The organism is Promicromonospora sukumoe 327MFSha3.1, from assembly GCF_000385135.1.
Classification (GTDB): Bacteria; Actinomycetota; Actinomycetes; order Actinomycetales; family Cellulomonadaceae; genus Promicromonospora; species Promicromonospora sukumoe_B.
Genome location: NZ_ARQM01000013.1, coordinates 319,319 through 335,062 on the forward strand (window position 1 = coordinate 319,319; position 15,744 = coordinate 335,062).

Annotated in this window: 11 protein-coding genes; 8 read left to right on the top strand and 3 right to left on the bottom strand. The window is 73.7% G+C overall.

The window, feature by feature from the left end; translation table 11 throughout:
• The first annotated feature begins 54 nt into the window (after window positions 1–54).
• The 4 genes from H291_RS0122370 to H291_RS31245 all read left to right on the top strand — a co-directional run bounded on the left by H291_RS0122370 (window position 55) and on the right by H291_RS31245 (window position 7,761).
• Window positions 55–2,727 carry a helicase-associated domain-containing protein gene (locus tag H291_RS0122370; protein ID WP_020017262.1) on the top strand — a complete coding sequence of 891 codons (2,673 nt, stop codon included), beginning with the start codon at window positions 55–57 and terminating at the stop codon, window positions 2,725–2,727.
• 16 nt (window positions 2,728–2,743) lie between these two features.
• Window positions 2,744–4,441 carry a DNA repair helicase XPB gene (locus H291_RS0122375; RefSeq protein WP_020017263.1) on the top strand — a complete coding sequence of 566 codons (1,698 nt, stop codon included), beginning with the start codon at window positions 2,744–2,746 and terminating at the stop codon, window positions 4,439–4,441.
• Between the two features lie 125 nt (window positions 4,442–4,566).
• Window positions 4,567–6,846 carry a TPM domain-containing protein gene (locus tag H291_RS32860; protein WP_157237253.1) on the top strand — a complete coding sequence of 760 codons (2,280 nt, stop codon included), beginning with the start codon at window positions 4,567–4,569 and terminating at the stop codon, window positions 6,844–6,846.
• A 111-nt stretch (window positions 6,847–6,957) separates the two neighbouring features.
• A complete protein-coding gene (locus H291_RS31245; protein ID WP_020017264.1) occupies window positions 6,958–7,761 on the top strand; it encodes a carbonic anhydrase in 804 nt (267 codons plus the stop codon).
• A 15-nt stretch (window positions 7,762–7,776) separates the two neighbouring features.
• Here the strand turns inward: H291_RS31245 and H291_RS0122390 are convergent, their stop codons facing one another.
• The gene (locus H291_RS0122390; protein ID WP_020017265.1) at window positions 7,777–8,370 is read right to left on the bottom strand and encodes an NYN domain-containing protein; all 594 of its coding nucleotides are present in this window, start codon (window positions 8,368–8,370) and stop codon (window positions 7,777–7,779) included.
• Between the two features lie 140 nt (window positions 8,371–8,510).
• On the opposite strand from H291_RS0122390, the gene H291_RS0122395 reads away from it, so the two are divergent.
• The 4 genes from H291_RS0122395 to H291_RS0122410 all read left to right on the top strand — a co-directional run bounded on the left by H291_RS0122395 (window position 8,511) and on the right by H291_RS0122410 (window position 12,070).
• Window positions 8,511–9,236 (top strand): response regulator transcription factor, encoded by a 726-nt coding sequence (locus H291_RS0122395; RefSeq protein ID WP_026366019.1) that lies wholly within the window; start codon window positions 8,511–8,513, stop codon window positions 9,234–9,236.
• On the top strand, window positions 9,229–10,752 hold the full coding sequence (locus H291_RS0122400; RefSeq protein ID WP_033327747.1) for a sensor histidine kinase: 1,524 nt from the start codon (window positions 9,229–9,231) through the stop codon (window positions 10,750–10,752). The genes H291_RS0122395 and H291_RS0122400 overlap by 8 nt, the downstream gene beginning before the upstream one ends.
• Before the next feature lie 155 nt (window positions 10,753–10,907).
• Window positions 10,908–11,612 carry an HD domain-containing protein gene (locus tag H291_RS0122405; RefSeq protein ID WP_020017268.1) on the top strand — a complete coding sequence of 235 codons (705 nt, stop codon included), beginning with the start codon at window positions 10,908–10,910 and terminating at the stop codon, window positions 11,610–11,612.
• Window positions 11,613–11,785: 173 nt separating this feature from the next.
• Entirely contained in the window at window positions 11,786–12,070 is a 285-nt protein-coding gene (locus H291_RS0122410; RefSeq protein ID WP_020017269.1) for a WXG100 family type VII secretion target, read from the top strand.
• A 112-nt stretch (window positions 12,071–12,182) separates the two neighbouring features.
• Here the strand turns inward: H291_RS0122410 and groL are convergent, their stop codons facing one another.
• Both groL and H291_RS0122420 read right to left on the bottom strand, forming a co-directional pair.
• Entirely contained in the window at window positions 12,183–13,811 is a 1,629-nt protein-coding gene (gene groL, locus H291_RS0122415; protein ID WP_020017270.1) for a chaperonin GroEL, read from the bottom strand.
• 210 nt (window positions 13,812–14,021) lie between these two features.
• On the bottom strand, window positions 14,022–15,536 hold the full coding sequence (locus H291_RS0122420) for a phytoene desaturase family protein (protein WP_020017271.1): 1,515 nt from the start codon (window positions 15,534–15,536) through the stop codon (window positions 14,022–14,024).
• Between the last annotated feature and the right edge of the window lie 208 nt (window positions 15,537–15,744).

Consider the following 15,744-nt stretch of genomic DNA (forward strand, 5'->3'; position numbering starts at 1 on the left):
AACAGGGTGGACCGGCCGGACTGCGCCGGGGGAAACCCGCGTAGCATCGTCAGGATGGCCTCCTCGCTCCCCGCAGCGCCGGCGGCGACCACGCGGCACTTCGCCGACGACCTCCGGCAGCGCTCGGACACCGCGCTCGCCGCGCTCCTGCGCGCCCGTCCTGATCTTGCCGCCCCCTCCCCCTCGACGCTCCGGTCGCTCGCGGCCCGCGCGTCCAGCCGCACCTCCCTCGAACGCGCCCTGGCCCGCGCCGACGCCCTGACCCTGCAGGTCCTGGAGGCGGTGCTCGCCCTCGAACCCGTCTTCCGCGCCCCGCCCGGCGGCGCCGACGCCGGCGGACCGCCGCTGCCCGGACCGCTCAGCCCCGAGGTGGTCACCTGGGCGCTGGGCGGTTCCGCGGACGACCGCTCCCTGGTGGAGGCGGCCGTGCACCGGGCCGTCGAGCAGGCCCTGCTGTGGGACGGCGGGCCGGGCACCGAGCAGAGCGACGGCCAGGGCTCCGACCGGGCCGCGGACCTGCGCACCTCGCCGGGCCTCGACGAGCTGCTCGGCCCCAACCCCGCGGGCCTGGGCCCGCACGTCGAGCCCGTGCCGGACGGCCTGGCCGAGGCGGTGGGCCGCTCGCTCGGCTCCGCCCCGGGCCGCACCGGCACGAACGCCACGGAGGCCGCGCTCGACACGCTCCTCGCCGACGCGCCCGGCGGAGCCCGCGCGATCCTCGACGCCCTCACCTGGGGACCGCCCGTCGGCGTCGTCCCGCCCGCGGGCTCCCGGCCACGGGACGCGGTGAACTGGCTGGTCACCGCGCACCTCCTGGTCCGGTCGGACGCGCGGCACGTGGTGCTGCCGCGACTGGTCGGGCTGGCCCTGCGCGGCGGCCACACCCACCGCGCGCCGCACACCCGGCCGCCCGAGCCGCAGGGCCGCACCGTGCCCACGGCCACCGCCGACGCCGAGGCCGCGAGCGCCGCCCTGGAGCTGGTGCGCCGCGTGCGCTTGCTGCGCCAGTCCTGGGACGACAGCCCGTCGTCCGTGCTGCGCGCCGGCGGCCTGGGCGTGCGCGACCTGCGCCGGATCGCCGCGCTGCTGGAGGCGGACGAGCCGGCGACGGCGTTCGTGGTCGAGGTCGCGGCACTGGCCGGCCTCGTGCGCGACGACGGTGAGGCGCCGCCGTCGTACGTGCCCACGGTGACCGACTGGGACGACCTGGACGACGCCGCCCGCTGGGCCCGGCTGGCCGAGGCCTGGCTGACGGCGCGGCGCGCGCCGTGGCTCGTGGGCTCCCGCGACGACAAGGGTGCGCTGCGCGCCCCGCTGTCGCCCGACCTGCAGCGGCCCTGGGTGCCGCGGCTGCGCCACAGCGTGCTCGGGGTGCTGGCGGCGGCCCGCGACGCGGACGCCGTGCTCGCGCCGACGCCGGACGCCGTGGTCGAGGTGCTGACCTGGCACACGCCGCGCTCGGTGCCGCCCGCCAGCGCGGTCGAGGGACTGCTGGCCGAGGCGGAGTGGCTGGGCGTGACGGGCGCGGGCGCGCTGTCGGCGCCAGGGCTGGCGCTGCTGGAGCAGGACGCGTCGGCCAACCGCACCGCGGGCTCGCCCGCCGGCCAGGAGCCGTCCGACGTCGCCGGGGTGCTGCGCGCGGTGCTCCCGCACGAGGTGGACGAGATCCTGCTCCAGGGCGACCTCACGGGGATCGTGCCGGGTCGGCCGTCGCGGGAGCTCGCGCGGCTCCTGGAGCGGTCCACGGACGTGGAGTCGCGCGGCGCGGCGACGACGGTGCGGTTCAGCCCGGCGTCGGTCACGCGTGCGCTCGACCAGGGCGAGACGGCGGACGGCCTGCTCGACGAGCTCGCGCACCGCTCCCCCGTACCCGTCCCGCAGCCCCTGGAGTACCTGGTCCGGGACACCGCGCGGCGGCACGGCGCGGTGCGGGTGGGTTCGGCGTCGGCGTACCTGCGGGCCGCCGACGCGACCGTGCTCGCCGGGCTGGAGCACGACCCGTCCCTCACGGGCCTCGGCCTGGTGCGGCTAGCGCCGACCGTGCTCGCGGCGTCCGTCCCCGCGGCCGCGCTGCACGAGGCGCTCCGCAGCCGCGGCCTGGTCTCGGCCCTGGAGGGGCCGGACGGCAGGGTCCTGGTGGCCCGGCGCGGCGTCACGGGCCGGGCCATACCCGCCCCACGCTCGGCGGCGGCGATCCGGATGGGTTCCGCGGCCGACGTCGCGACGCGCGCCCCCGATCCCGAGGCCCTGGTCGCGGAGCTGCGGGCCGTCGAGGCGGCGGCCCGGGCCGGCGCCAGGGCCCGCGCGGACGCGGCCGAGGTGGCGCACTCCGTGGCGGCGCCCGGCGCCGTCCCCCTGCGCGGCTACCGCGTGGTGAGCCCCGCGGTCCCGGTGACCGCCGACGAGGTGACGGTGACGGCGCCACCCGAGCCCGCGCCGTCGTCGTCGAACGGGCCGGACGCGCCGCTCGACGACGACCCGGGAACACAGCACCCCGCCGACGGGTTGGCACTCTTGCGCGACGCGCTCCGCGACGGCTCCACCGTGATCATCGAGGTGGCCGGACACACCGGCCGGCTGGAGCGCCGCGAGCTGAAACCCCTGAACCTCGACGGCGGCAGGCTGCGCGCGCTCGACCCGGACCGTGAGGCCGAGCTGACGATCGCCGTCCACCGCATCGCGTCGGTCCTGCCGACGACACCACGCCCTGAGGCGAACCAGAACTGAGACTGAGGGAGACCACATGCCCGACGGCCCGTTGATCGTGCAGAGTGACAAGACGCTCCTGCTGGAGGTCGACCACCCGAGCGCCGAGCAGGCGCGCCGCTCGATCGCGCCCTTCGCGGAGCTGGAGCGCGCGCCCGAGCACGTCCACACCTATCGCCTGACGGCGCTGGGCCTCTGGAACGCGCGCGCCGCCGGGCACGACGCCGAGCAGGTGGTGAACACGCTCATCGAGTTCAGCCGCTACCCGGTGCCGCACGCGCTGCTGGTCGACGTCGCCGAGACGATGTCCCGGTACGGCCGCCTGCAGCTCGCGCAGGACCCGGCGCACGGCCTGGTGCTGCGCACCACCGACCGCGCGGTCCTGGCCGAGGTGCTCAAGTCGAAGCGCACCGCGGGCCTGGTCGGCGCGCGGATCGACGAGTCCACCGTGACGGTGCACCCCTCCGAGCGCGGTCACCTCAAGCAGGTGCTGGTCAAGCTCGGCTGGCCGGCCGAGGACCTCGCGGGCTACGTCGACGGCGAGAAGCACCCCATCGAGCTGAGCCCCACCACCCACCCCCGGACGCCGCACGAGCAGGCGGCCCCGTGGGAGATGCGGCCCTACCAGGCGCAGGCCGTGGACGGCTTCTGGCACGGCGGCTCGGGCGTCGTGGTGCTGCCCTGCGGCGCCGGCAAGACGATCGTCGGCGCGGGCGCCATGGCCAAGTCGGGCACCACCACGCTGATCCTGGTGACGAACACCGTCAGCGCGCGCCAGTGGCGCGACGAGCTGGTGCGACGCACCACGCTGACCGAGGACGAGATCGGCGAGTACTCCGGCACCAAGAAGGAGATCAAGCCGGTCACCATCGCCACCTACCAGGTGCTCACCACCAAGCGGAAGGGCGTCTACACGCACCTCGAGCTGCTCGACGCCCGCGACTGGGGCCTCGTCCTGTACGACGAGGTGCACCTGCTGCCCGCGCCGGTCTTCCGCATGACGGCGGACCTGCAGGCGCGCCGCCGGCTCGGCCTGACCGCCACGCTGGTGCGCGAGGACGGGCGCGAGGACGAGGTGTTCAGCCTGATCGGGCCCAAGCGGTTCGACGCGCCGTGGAAGGACATCGAGGCGCAGGGCTACATCGCGCCCGCAGACTGCGTCGAGGTGCGCCTCACGCTCCCGGAGTCCGAGCGGATGACCTACGCGACGGCCGAGACGGAGGACAAGTACCGGCTGGCCGCGTCGGCGTCGGGCAAGAAGAAGGTGGTGGAGCAGATCGTGGCGCGCCACCCCGACGACCAGGTGCTGGTCATCGGGCAGTACATCGACCAGCTCGAGGAGCTGGCCGAGCACCTCGGGGCGCCGATCATCACCGGGCAGACCACCAACAAGGAGCGGCAGCGGCTGTTCGGGGCGTTCCGCGAGGGCGAGATCAGCCGGCTCGTGGTGAGCAAGGTCGCCAACTACTCGGTGGACCTGCCGGAGGCGTCCGTCGCCATCCAGGTGTCGGGGTCCTTCGGGTCGCGGCAGGAGGAGGCGCAGCGGCTCGGGCGCATCATGCGGCCCAAGGCCGACGGGCGCACCGCGCACTTCTACGCCGTGGTCGCGCGGGACACCGTCGACCAGGACTTCGCGGCCCACCGGCAGCGGTTCCTGGCCGAGCAGGGGTACGCGTACCGCATCGTGGACGCCGAGGACCTGGACGGCTCGCCGGCCGATTCGACGGCCCCCTGACATTCACCCTGATCAGGACGTGAAAATACCCTTCACGCTGGGCATTCACCTGAGGATTCGTTGCACATACGCAACGTTTGGGCCTCCGATTGCGATGTGTCGGACCCGGGGTGACGATCAGGGACGTGATCGAGTCCCGAGCAAGAGCCGAGCACTCCCACGATCCCGGCACGCGCGTTTCCGGGGGCTGGGTCATCGTGGCGTTCGCCGGCCTGGTCGGCGTGGTCCTGGCGGCCACGTCCCAGGCCGCCAACGCGACCGTCGTCCGGCCCGCCGAGCCGCTGCCGTCCGTGTCGCCCCGCCTCACGGCCGCGATGCAGGCGGAGCTCATGAAGGACGTGCTGCCGGCCTCGCCGCCGATCACGCTCACGGACGCCGTGACCGACGGCGCGGGCGTGCTCACCGACGCCGAGCGCCAGGACGTGCTGGACGCCGTGGACCGGCTCGCCGACGAGACCGACCTGCGCATGTTCGTGGTGTACATCGAGAGCTTCGACGGCACCGACCCGGTGGACTGGGCCAATGCGAGCGCGAACCAGTCCGGGCTCCGCACCGACGACCTGCTCCTCGCGATCGCCACCGCGGACGGCGAGTTCGGCCTGTCCGCGGACAGCAACGTGACACTCACCGAGGGCCAGCTCCGGCAGGTCGACGGCGCCGTCACGGCCGCCCTCGAGGACGAGCAGTGGGCCCCGGCCGCCACCGACGCCGCCGACACCGTCCGCCAGGGAGCCGGCAGCGCCACCAGCCCGCTCCTCGTGGCGGGCATCGTCCTGGCGGCGGTGCTGCTGCTGGTCGCGCTCGGGTTCGTGCTGTGGCGGTTCGCGGTGCCCCGGCTGCGCCCGCTCCTCGCCCAGCTCCGGGACCGCACCCCGGTGGCCGTCGCCCCGGCCGCGGGCGCCTTCGCCGACCTGACCCTGGACGAGCTGGACGAGCGCGCCGCCGCCGCACTGGTCGGCATCGACGACGCGCTCAAGACCTCCGAGCAGGAGCTCGGCTTCGCCCGCTCGGAGCTCGGCGCCGACGCGACGCGGGACTTCGAGCTGATCCTCGCGGGGGCCGCCGGCGACGTCCGCGAGGCGTTCGCGATCCGGCAGGCGCTCGACGTCGAGCGGGAGGGCGCGTCGGCCGGTACGCCCGTGGCCCCCGCCGGTGCTGTCGTGGCTGCCGGCACTGCCGGGAGCGATGAGGAGGGCGAGGCCGGCGCGGACGCCGCGCAGCCCGAGGCCCCCGAGTCCCCCGAGGACGCCGCCCGCCGCGAGCGCCTGGCCCGGATCATCGCGCTGTGCGATGCCGCAGCGGACACACTCGACGCACGTACCCGCGCGTTCGACGACCTGCGCCGCCTGCAGCAGCGCGCCGCCGAGCTGCTGGCCGACGTCGTGACCCGCGAGGCCGAGCTGTCCCAGCGGGTCGCGGCCACGCGGAGCCTGCTGACCCAGCTCGACCGGCGGTACCCGACGGGGCCGCTGGCGACCATCGTGGGCAACCCCGAGCAGGCGGAGCTGCTGCTGGCCAACGCCAAGGAGGCCGCGGCCGCGGGGAACTCGGCGCTGGCCGCCGGGCAGAAGGCCGTCGCGGTGGCGCACGCCCGCGGCGCGCAGAACGCGCTGGGGCAGGCCGCCGTGCTGCTGGACGCCGTGGACGCCACCGCCCTGCACCTGCGCGACGCCGTGAGCCGGCTCGACAAGTCGATCGCCTCGCTCACGCAGGACGTGGCCTCCGCGAAGGCCGTCGAGGGCGACCTGCGGGTCACCCTCGCGCGCGCCGCCGCCCAGGCCTCGCTCAAGCACGTCGAGGTGACCCGGCAGGGCGGCGACCCGCTGGCCGGGCTGCAGCGCATCGCCACGGCGGAGGCGGCCCTGGACGCCGCGCTGGCGTCCGTCCGGGACAACACCGAGGTCAAGGCCCGGGCGTCCGCGCTGGTCCGCGACACCCTGGTCCGGGTCGACGCGCAGCTGCGCCAGACCGGCGACTTCGTCGCCACCCGCCGCGGCGCCGTCGGCGCGACGGCGCGCACGCGGCTCGCCGAGGCGGTCCGCCTGGCCGACGTCGCACGCACCCTGCACCCGACCGACCCGACCGCGGCGCTGGGCGAGGCCCAGGATGCGAGCGCAATGGTCCGGGAGGCCGCCCGGCTGGCCCGCGAGGACGCGGACGCCGTCGTGGCGGCGGCCGCCGCGGCCGAGCCCGACGCCGAGGGCACCGACGCGAACGGGCCGATCACCGGCGGCATGATGCTCGGCGGCATCCTGCTCGACCCGAACCTCGTGCGGTCCCGCAAGCGCGCCCACACGGCGCGCATCGGCGGCGGGTTCGGCGGGGGCGGCTTCGGCGGCGGCCGCCCGGCCGCGCACCGCAAGCTGGGCACGGTCCGGGCGTGGTGGCCGGCGTCCGCTCGCTGACGACGGCAGGATCACGGATCAGGATGGGCGAAAGGTCGGGTTTTCGGTAGTTTTACGCTGCCGACAACCCAGCCTCTGCCGTTCGCACGGATCACCCCTCCGGAGTACACGTTGAAGAAGTTCGCGCTGCCCGCCGTCCTGCTCCTCACCCCGCTGCTCGCCTCGTGCGGCGCCAGCCCGGCCGCGGACGACGCAGCCACCGCAGGCCCGCCACCCGGCCTGGGCGGAGAGGTGCACTGGTCGTACGACGGCGCGGAGGGCCCGGCCGAGTGGGGGCACCTGTCCACCGACTTCGAGGCGTGCTCGACCGGCAACGCCCAATCGCCCATCGACCTGCCCGCCCATGCCGACCAGAAGGCGGCGGAGCAGCCGACGATCACGTCGTCCCCGACCGTCGGCGAGTCGGTCGACACGGGCCACACCGTCCAGCTCGTACCCGAGAGCGGGGCGTCGGCCGTCGAGTGGGACGGCACCGAGTTCACGCTCGCCCAGACGCACTTCCACGTGCCGTCGGAGCACACGGTCGAGGGCGAGGCGACGGCCGCCGAGTTCCACCTGGTCCACACCGCCGCCGACGGGCACACGCTCGTGATCGGAGTCCTCGCCGAGGAGGGTGCGGAGAATGCGGCGTGGCAGCCGTTCGTCGAGGGCGCGGCGACGCCGGGCACCACCGATCTGCCGCTCGACGTCGCGGCGATGCTCCCGGAGGACCCCACCTACGAGGCGTACGAGGGCAGCCTGACGACGCCGCCGTGCACCGAGGGCGTCCAGTGGGTCGTCTACACGACGCCGGTCGAGCTGTCGGCCGACCAGATCGCCGTGCTCGACAAGGCGTCGCACGGGCACAACGCCCGCCCGACGCTGCCCCAGGCCGGCCGCACCCCGTACGAGGGCACGCTCGCCCTGGGCGAGTAGCGCGGGGCCAGCGACCTACAGGTAACGCAGCGGGTCGAACTCCTCGATGGGGATGATCCGGACACGCGGCAGCATGGTTGTGAAGGCGTCGGCGTCGCCCTCGAGGTCGTACATGACCAGGCCGCGCTGCTCCAGGTCCGTGAACCGGGCGTTGACGAACTCGCGGAAGCCCAGCAGACCGACGCGGCGGTCGTCGTCGGCCAGCAGCGCCTCGATCTGCGGCAGGAAGTCGCCGTCGTGGCTCGCGAGCAGCACGTCGCCCGGCCGGTCCAGCAGCGCGTCGAGGGTGCGCTGGATACCGACGTCGACGACCTTCTCCGAGCCCTGCGCGGCCAGGGGGATCGGCTTGTAGCCCATGGCGAGCAGTGCCTGGACGAACGGCATCGGCATCTGGCCGGACGTCGCGTTCAGGAAGAACAGCGGCACGACCTCCTGCGACCAGACCTTCTCGGCGAACGAGGAGATGCGGTCCCAGCGGGGGCGCTCCTCCGGGGCCGGCCGGCGGTTCAGCACGTTCATGCCGAGCGTGGCGTCGATGTTCTCACCGTCGACGATGAGATACGTGCGCCGGGGCGTCTGTCCGGGCTCCTGCGGGGACGGTGCTGACATGCGACACAGCCTAGGCCGTGTGGCGGCAATCGCGGAGCCGAACCCTGACCGGACGGTCAGCCGGTGCCCCGGGAGGCGGTCCGGGCGATTTCCCGGGCGAAACTCAGGCAGCCTTCAGGAAGCGGCCGCACACTGGAAACATGGCTACTCCCGAGGCGCGTCTGGTCGTCGTGGACGACGAACCGAACATCCGCGAGCTCCTGTCCACGTCCCTCCGCTTCGCGGGCTTCGAGGTCCATGCCGCCGCGGACGGCAACGGCGCGCTCCAGCTGGTCCGCGACGTCGAGCCGGACCTCGTGGTGCTCGACGTGATGCTCCCGGACATGGACGGTTTCACGGTCACGCGCCGTATGCGGGCGACCGGCCGGCACACCCCCGTCGTCTTCCTGACCGCCAAGGACGACACGCAGGACAAGGTGCAGGGCCTGACCGTGGGCGGCGACGACTACGTGACCAAGCCGTTCAGCCTGGAGGAGGTCGTGGCCAGGATCCGCGCGGTGCTGCGCCGCACGGGCGTGCCCGCCCCCGAGGAGGAGGCCGTGCTGCACGTCGGCGACCTCGAGATGGACGAGGACTCGCACGAGGTGCGCCGGGCCGGCGTCGAGGTGGACCTGTCCCCCACCGAGTTCAAGCTGCTGCGGTACCTCATGCTCAACTCCGGCCGGGTCCTGTCCAAGGCACAGATCCTGGACCACGTGTGGCAGTACGACTGGGGCGGCGACGCGAACATCGTCGAGTCCTACATCTCGTACCTGCGGCGCAAGATCGACACGCTCGAGGTCGGGGGCGAGACCCTGCCCCCGCTGATCCACACCAAGCGGGGCGTCGGGTACCTGCTGCGTGCCCCGCAGCCCGTCCGTGCTTAAGGAGCGCCTCGCCGGCATTCCCCTGCGCGCACGGCTCGTCGCGATCATCTCGTTGCTGCTGGCGGCGGGGCTGGGCATCGCGGCGGTCGCTACGACGACGGTGGTCTCGACCTTCCTGGTGCAACAGGTGGACGACGAGCTGGACTCGGCCTCGCGCAACCTGTCGTCGACCATCGACTCCCTCCAGCCGGGGTCCACGCAGGCGCTGCCTTCCGACTACTACGTGAAGATCGTGGGCGAGCAGAGCGAGCCCGAGGAGCACGGGGTCTCCGCCATCCTCAGGTTCGGCAGACCCGAGCTGCCGGACGTCACGTACGAGGAGGCCGCCGCGAGCAAGGGCGAGGAGTTCACGACGTCCGGGAAGAGCAACGGAGCCGGCACCAAGAGATGGCGCGTCGTCACCGTGGCCGCGCAGTACACGACGGGCGAACCCGCGGTCGTCTACGTCGCGCTTCCCCTGGTGGGCATGGACAACACCGTCTCGATCCTGACGCGCACCCTGATCATGTCCGGCCTCGGCATCGTGCTGCTCGGCGGGCTCACCGCCTGGGTGCTGGTCGAGCGGTCGCTCCGGTCGCTGCGCTCGGTGGAGCACACGGCCGCGCAGATCGCCGCGGGCGACCTCACCCAGCGCGTACCCGAGGCCCCCGCGGGCACGGAGATGGGCTCGCTCTCCACCTCGCTGAACGCGATGCTGACGCAGATCGAGCGCGCCTTCGCGGCCCAGGAGGCCTCCGAGGTGCGGATGCGGCAGTTCGTCTCGGACGCGTCCCACGAGCTGCGCACGCCCGTCGCGACGATCCGCGGGTACGGCGAGCTGTACCGGATGGGCGCCCTGGACACCACGGACAAGGTCGACGACACGATGGTCCGCATCGAGGACGCCGCCCGCCGCATGGGCACGCTGGTCAACGACCTGCTGGTGCTGGCCCGGCTGGACGAGGGCCGCCCCGTGGCCCGGGAGGACGTCGACCTGGCCGCCCTCGCGCGCGACTCGGCCCAGGACCTGCACGCGCTCGACCCGACGCGCGAGGTCACCGTGGTGCCGCTCACGGAGGGCGGCGCCGTGCCCGAGAAGCTGGTCGTCGAGGGCGACACTGACCGTCTGCGCCAGGTGCTCACCAACCTCATCGGCAACGTCGCGCGGCACACGCCGGCGGGCACGCCCGCCGAGATCGCGCTGGGCGTGCTGCCCGGCGCGGCGGGTGCGAACGGCCTCCCGCAGCCGGGCAAGGACGGCGAGAACGGCGAGCACGCCCCGGGCGGGGACAAGCCGGCGTCGGACGGCGTGGCCGTGCTCGAGGTGCGCGACCACGGCCAGGGCCTCACGGAGGAGCAGGGCCGGCGGATCTTCGAGCGGTTCTACCGCGCGGACTCGTCGCGCACCCGGGAGTCGGGCGGCTCCGGGCTCGGGATGGCGATCGTCGCGGCGATCGTGGGCACGCACGGCGGGCACGTCGAGGTGGCGCAGACGCCGGGCGGCGGCCTCACGGTCCGCCTCACTCTCCCCCTCTGACGTGTCAGACGTACAGATCCCCCGGGTGACCTGTACGTCTGACACGTCGGTGCCGAACCGTGATCACGGTTCCCGGACCGCGGTAGCCGCCACTGACCGTTTCGGTAATAGGCTGGTCGTGGAGTGACCGACATCGACCGTTAGGCAGAGTTCACATGGGCGTGCTGACGTCTGACGCGCCGCAGTGGTTCCTCAAGTCCTTCGTCCGGAGCGCGGTGGGCGCGGGGGCCACGGCGGAGACCGACTCGATCGAGGAGATCGGCCAGTCGCTCCTGAACCGCTGGGCCGACGAGAACCGGCACTTCCACAACCTGCGCCACCTGGCCTCCGTGCTGCACCGGGTGGACGAGCTGGCCGAGGAGACGCACGAGCCCGACCTGGTGCGCCTCGCCGCCTGGTACCACGGCGCGGTGTTCAACGCGGAGCGCAAGGTCGCCGACGCCTCGCAGGGCGGCGAGCAGACCACGGCCTCCGCGGCCCTGGCGCACCAGGAGCTGACCGGCCTCGGGGTGCCCGAGCGGGCGGCGGATCGGGTCGCGGCCCTGGTCAACGCCATCGTCCGGCACGCACCCGACCCCGCGGACTTCGACGCCGCGGTGCTCAACGACGCCGACCTCGCGATGCTCGCCGCCGAGCCGCAGCGCTACAAGGACTACAAGTCCGCGGTGCGCGCCGAGTACGCGCACATCCCCACGGGCGACTATCTCCGGGCCCGGATCCGCGTGATCGAGCGGCTGCTCGCCCGCAAGTCGCTCTTCCTGAGCCCCATGGGCGCCGCGTGGGAGGAGCCCGCGCGGCAGAACCTGGACATGGAGCTGCACCGGCTGCGCAAGGAGCAGGCGAAGCTCGAGACGACCTGAGCGCCGGGTCGACAGGCCCTCCGCACGACCCCGCAGCGGTTCGAGCGCGACCACACCCCCGCTTTCCACACCCCTGTGCACAGCCTTGCCCGGCACCGCCCCGCCGTCGTCGGCGGTGTGCCTAACGTCGTCCGACGACGCCGGACGGCCCGGCGTGCGGGGAGGTGAGGGCCATGCGGTTCGAGGTCGACAGCGACCAGGTGGAGCAGGCGAGCGCGGCGGTGGCGGGCTCGGTGGCGACGGTGCGCACCGAGGTGGGGGCGCTCATGCGCAACCTCGACGCCCTCCAGGCGACGTGGCAGGGGCCCGCCGCCGCGGCGTTCGGCGGCACGGTGGCGCAGTGGCGGGGCGCGCAGGCGCAGGTCGAGGGCGCCCTGGACGCGATCCAGGCCGCGCTGGCGGCGGCCGCCCGCACCTACGCGGAGGCCGAGGCGGCGGCCACCCGCATGTTCTCCTGACCGGGAGCAGGCAGAAAGAGGCCGACGCCGGCCGGTCACCCTCCGCGTGAGAGGTTGACCGACCGGCGTCGGACAGGTTCCCGGGCCGGAGCCCGAGCGGGTCAGGCCGGACTCAGAAGTCCATGCCGCCCATGCCACCGGACGGGTCGCCGGCCGGGGCGCCGACGGGCTCCGGCTTGTCGGCGACGACGGCCTCGGTGGTGAGGAACAGCGCGGCGATCGACGCGGCGTTCTGCAGCGCCGAGCGGGTCACCTTGACCGGGTCGTTGACGCCCGCGGCGAGCAGGTCCTCGTAGACGCCGGTCGCGGCGTTCAGGCCCTGGCCGGAGGGAAGGTTGCGCACCTTCTCCGCCACGACGCCGCCCTCGAGGCCGGCGTTCACGGCGATCTGCTTCAGCGGGGCGTCGATCGCGGCACGCACGATCGAGGCACCGGTCGCCTCGTCACCCTCGAGCTCGAGCTTGGCGAACGCCACGGCGCCGGCCTGGATGAGGGCCACGCCACCACCGGCGACGATGCCCTCCTCGACGGCAGCCTTCGCGTTGCGGACGGCGTCCTCGATGCGGTGCTTGCGCTCCTTGAGCTCCACCTCGGTGGCCGCACCGGCCTTGATGACGGCCACGCCGCCGGCCAGCTTGGCGAGGCGCTCCTGCAGCTTCTCGCGGTCGTAGTCCGAGTCGGACTTGTCGATCTCGCTGCGGATCTGGTTCACGCGACCGGCGATGAGGTCGGCGTCGCCGGCACCCTCGACGATCGTGGTCTCGTCCTTGGTGACGACGACCTTGCGCGCCTGGCCGAGCTCCTCGAGCGTGGCGTTCTCCAGCTTGAGGCCCACCGTCTCGGTGATGACCTGGCCGCCGGTGAGGATCGCGATGTCCTGCAGCATGGCCTTGCGGCGGTCGCCGAAGCCCGGGGCCTTGACGGCGACGGACTTGAAGGTGCCACGGATCTTGTTCAGCACCAGGGTCGCCAGGGCCTCACCCTCGACGTCCTCGGCGATGATGAGGAGCGACTTGCCCGACTTCATGACCTGGTCGAGCAGCGGCAGCATGTCCTTGACGTTCGAGATCTTCGACTCGACGATCAGGACGTACGGGTCCTCGAGCACGGCCTCCTGGCGCTCGGGGTCCGTCTCGAAGTAGCGGGCGAGGAAGCCCTTGTCGAAGCGCATGCCCTCGGTGAGCTCGAGCTCCAGGCCGAAGGTGTTCGACTCCTCGACGGTGATGACGCCTTCCTTGCCGACCTTGTCGAGGGCCTCGGCGATGAGCTCGCCGATCGCCGGGTCACCGGCCGAGATGGCGGCCGTGGCAGCGATCTCTTCCTTGGTCTCGATCTCCTTGGCGGCGTTCAGCAGCTGCTCGGTGACGGCCTCGGTGGCCTTCTCGATGCCGCGCTTGACGGCGATCGGGTTGGCACCGGCGGCAACGACACGCAGGCCCTCCTTCACGAGCGCCTGGGCGAGCACGGTGGCGGTGGTGGTGCCGTCACCCGCGACGTCGTCCGTCTTCTTGGCGACCTCCTTGACGAGCTCCGCACCGATCTTCTCGTACGGGTCGTCGAGCTCGATCTCCTTGGCGATGGAGACACCGTCGTTCGTGATCGTGGGGGCGCCCCACTTCTTGTCCAGAACGACGTTGCGGCCCTTCGGGCCGAGCGTGACCTTCACGGTGTCGGCGAGCTGGTTGAGCCCGCGCTCCATGCTCCGACGAGCTTCCTCGTCGAAAGCGATGATCTTGGCCATGGGGATGAATCCTCCGCTGGTGGCTTGTCCAGGCCGGCCGGTGCCCGCGACGGACGGCCACCACCCCGGCGATCATGTCTCGCCACGGCAGAAGGCCTCACCATTCGACCCTGCTGGTAATGCTGTCACTCTCCAACGGAGAGTGCTAAGACATTATTGGCACTCGGACCATGAGAGTGCAAGGCGCGTACACCGCTGGCGAACGCACGCCTACGCGGGCGCCAGCCCCGGGACGTGCCGGACGTCGAACTCCCGCAGCAGCGCCCGGCGCGCCGCGTGCCAGCCGGCCATGCCGTGCACGCCGGGCCCGGGCGGGGTCGACGCCGAGCAGAGGTACACGCCCTCGGCGAGCTGGTACGGGTCGGGCGCGAGGGACGGCCGGGCGAACATCTGCCAGATGCTGGCCGCCCCCGCGGAGATGTCGCCGCCCGGGTAGTTCGCGTTGTGCAGCTCCATGTGGCTGGCGGGTATGCACCGCGAGCCGACGACGACGTCGCGGAAGCCGGGCGCGAACCGCTCGATCTGCCGGGTGACCGCCTCGGTGAGGTCCTGCGTCGAGCCGGCGGGCACGTGGGCGTAGGTCCACAGCGGCCGCCTCGTGCCGCGCACGCGCCCCGGGTCGGCGACGCCCGGGTCGCTGAGCAGGACCATCGGCCGGTCGGGGTGCGTGCCGTTCGCGACGGCGTCCTCCGCGATGACCATCTCGGCGCGGGTGCCGCCGACGTGCACGGTCGAGGCGCGCCCGACGTCGGGCACCGTCCAGGGCACGGGCTCCGACAGCACGAAGTCGACCTTGGCGGCCGCGTTGCCGTACCGGAACCGGTGCAGCGCGGTGCGGCGCGGCGCGCTGATCCGGTCGCCCATGATCGACAGCACGGCCCGCGGGGTGGTGTCGAAGAGGACGGCGCGGGCGGGCGGCAGGTCGTGCCAGTCCTCGACGGCACGCCCGGTCTCGACGGTGCCGCCGTGCGCCTCCAGGTCGCGGACGAGGGCGTCGGTGATCGCCTGCGAGCCGCCCACCGGGACGGCCCAGCCGCCGTCGGCGTGCGCGAGGGCCGCCAGGAGCAGGGCCGTGCCCGCGCCCGCGTACGACGGGAGCGGCGTGATGGCGTGCGCCGCGACGCCCGTGAGCAGCGCCTTGGCCTCCTCGGTGAGGAACCGGCGGTCCCAGCGCGGGCCGCCCTGCTCCAGGAGCGCGGCACCGAACCGCAGCCCGGGCCGCACCGCCGAGGCGGCACCCCACGCCGACGACGCCGGCCCGCCGCGCACGCCCTCCAGCATGCCGCGTACGGTCCGCTTGTCCCCGAGCGCGAGCGCGGTGATCTCGCGCCAGCTGTCGGCGAGCGGGGCGATCAGGTCGCGCCACGCGTCGCCGTCCGGCCCCAGGCCGTCCGCCGTCCGGTCGAGGTCACGGAAGGCGAGGCCCGCACGGCCGCCGCCGAGCGGCTGGGCGTAGGCGATCTCGGGCGCGACGAGCTCCACACCGTGGGCGGCCAGGTCGAAGGCCCGGAAGAACGGTGAGGCCCACGCCATGGGGTGCACGGCGGAGCAGAGGTCGAAGACGAGGTCGTCGGCGAGCTCGGGAACGGGGAGCGTGCGCGCGCCTCCGCCGATCGTCGGCTGGGCCTCCAGGACCCGGACCCCGAGCCCGGCGCGCGCGAGCGTCACCGCGGCTGCCAGCCCGTTCGGGCCGGAGCCCACCACTACGGCGTCGAGGAGCGTCACCGACCCATCGAATCATGGTGCTCGCGGGGCTGGGGGTGCCGGGCGGGAACCAGAGCGAGCAGCCGCGGTACGGGCGGCTGCTCGATGGCGTCGGGCATCGTCGTCCGACATCGTGCGATACCGGTCGTCATCGACCGTCCAGTGCGGACGCCGGGGTCTGGGTCCCAGCATCCATCGAGGGGGGTGGCGGGCGACGGGTGGGAGTTCC

What these genes read in the sequence shown, in the direction of transcription:
- H291_RS0122395 (WP_026366019.1), top strand. Translation starts at nt 8,511, where the DNA reads ATGGCTACTCCCGAGGCGCGTCTGGTCGTCGTGGACGACGAACCGAAC.
- H291_RS0122375 (WP_020017263.1), top strand. Translation starts at nt 2,744, where the DNA reads ATGCCCGACGGCCCGTTGATCGTGCAGAGTGACAAGACGCTCCTGCTG.
- H291_RS0122390 (WP_020017265.1), bottom strand. Translation starts at nt 8,370, where the DNA reads ATGTCAGCACCGTCCCCGCAGGAGCCCGGACAGACGCCCCGGCGCACG.
- H291_RS0122410 (WP_020017269.1), top strand. Translation starts at nt 11,786, where the DNA reads ATGCGGTTCGAGGTCGACAGCGACCAGGTGGAGCAGGCGAGCGCGGCG.
- groL (WP_020017270.1), bottom strand. Translation starts at nt 13,811, where the DNA reads ATGGCCAAGATCATCGCTTTCGACGAGGAAGCTCGTCGGAGCATGGAG.
- H291_RS0122370 (WP_020017262.1), top strand. Translation starts at nt 55, where the DNA reads ATGGCCTCCTCGCTCCCCGCAGCGCCGGCGGCGACCACGCGGCACTTC.
- H291_RS0122405 (WP_020017268.1), top strand. Translation starts at nt 10,908, where the DNA reads ATGGGCGTGCTGACGTCTGACGCGCCGCAGTGGTTCCTCAAGTCCTTC.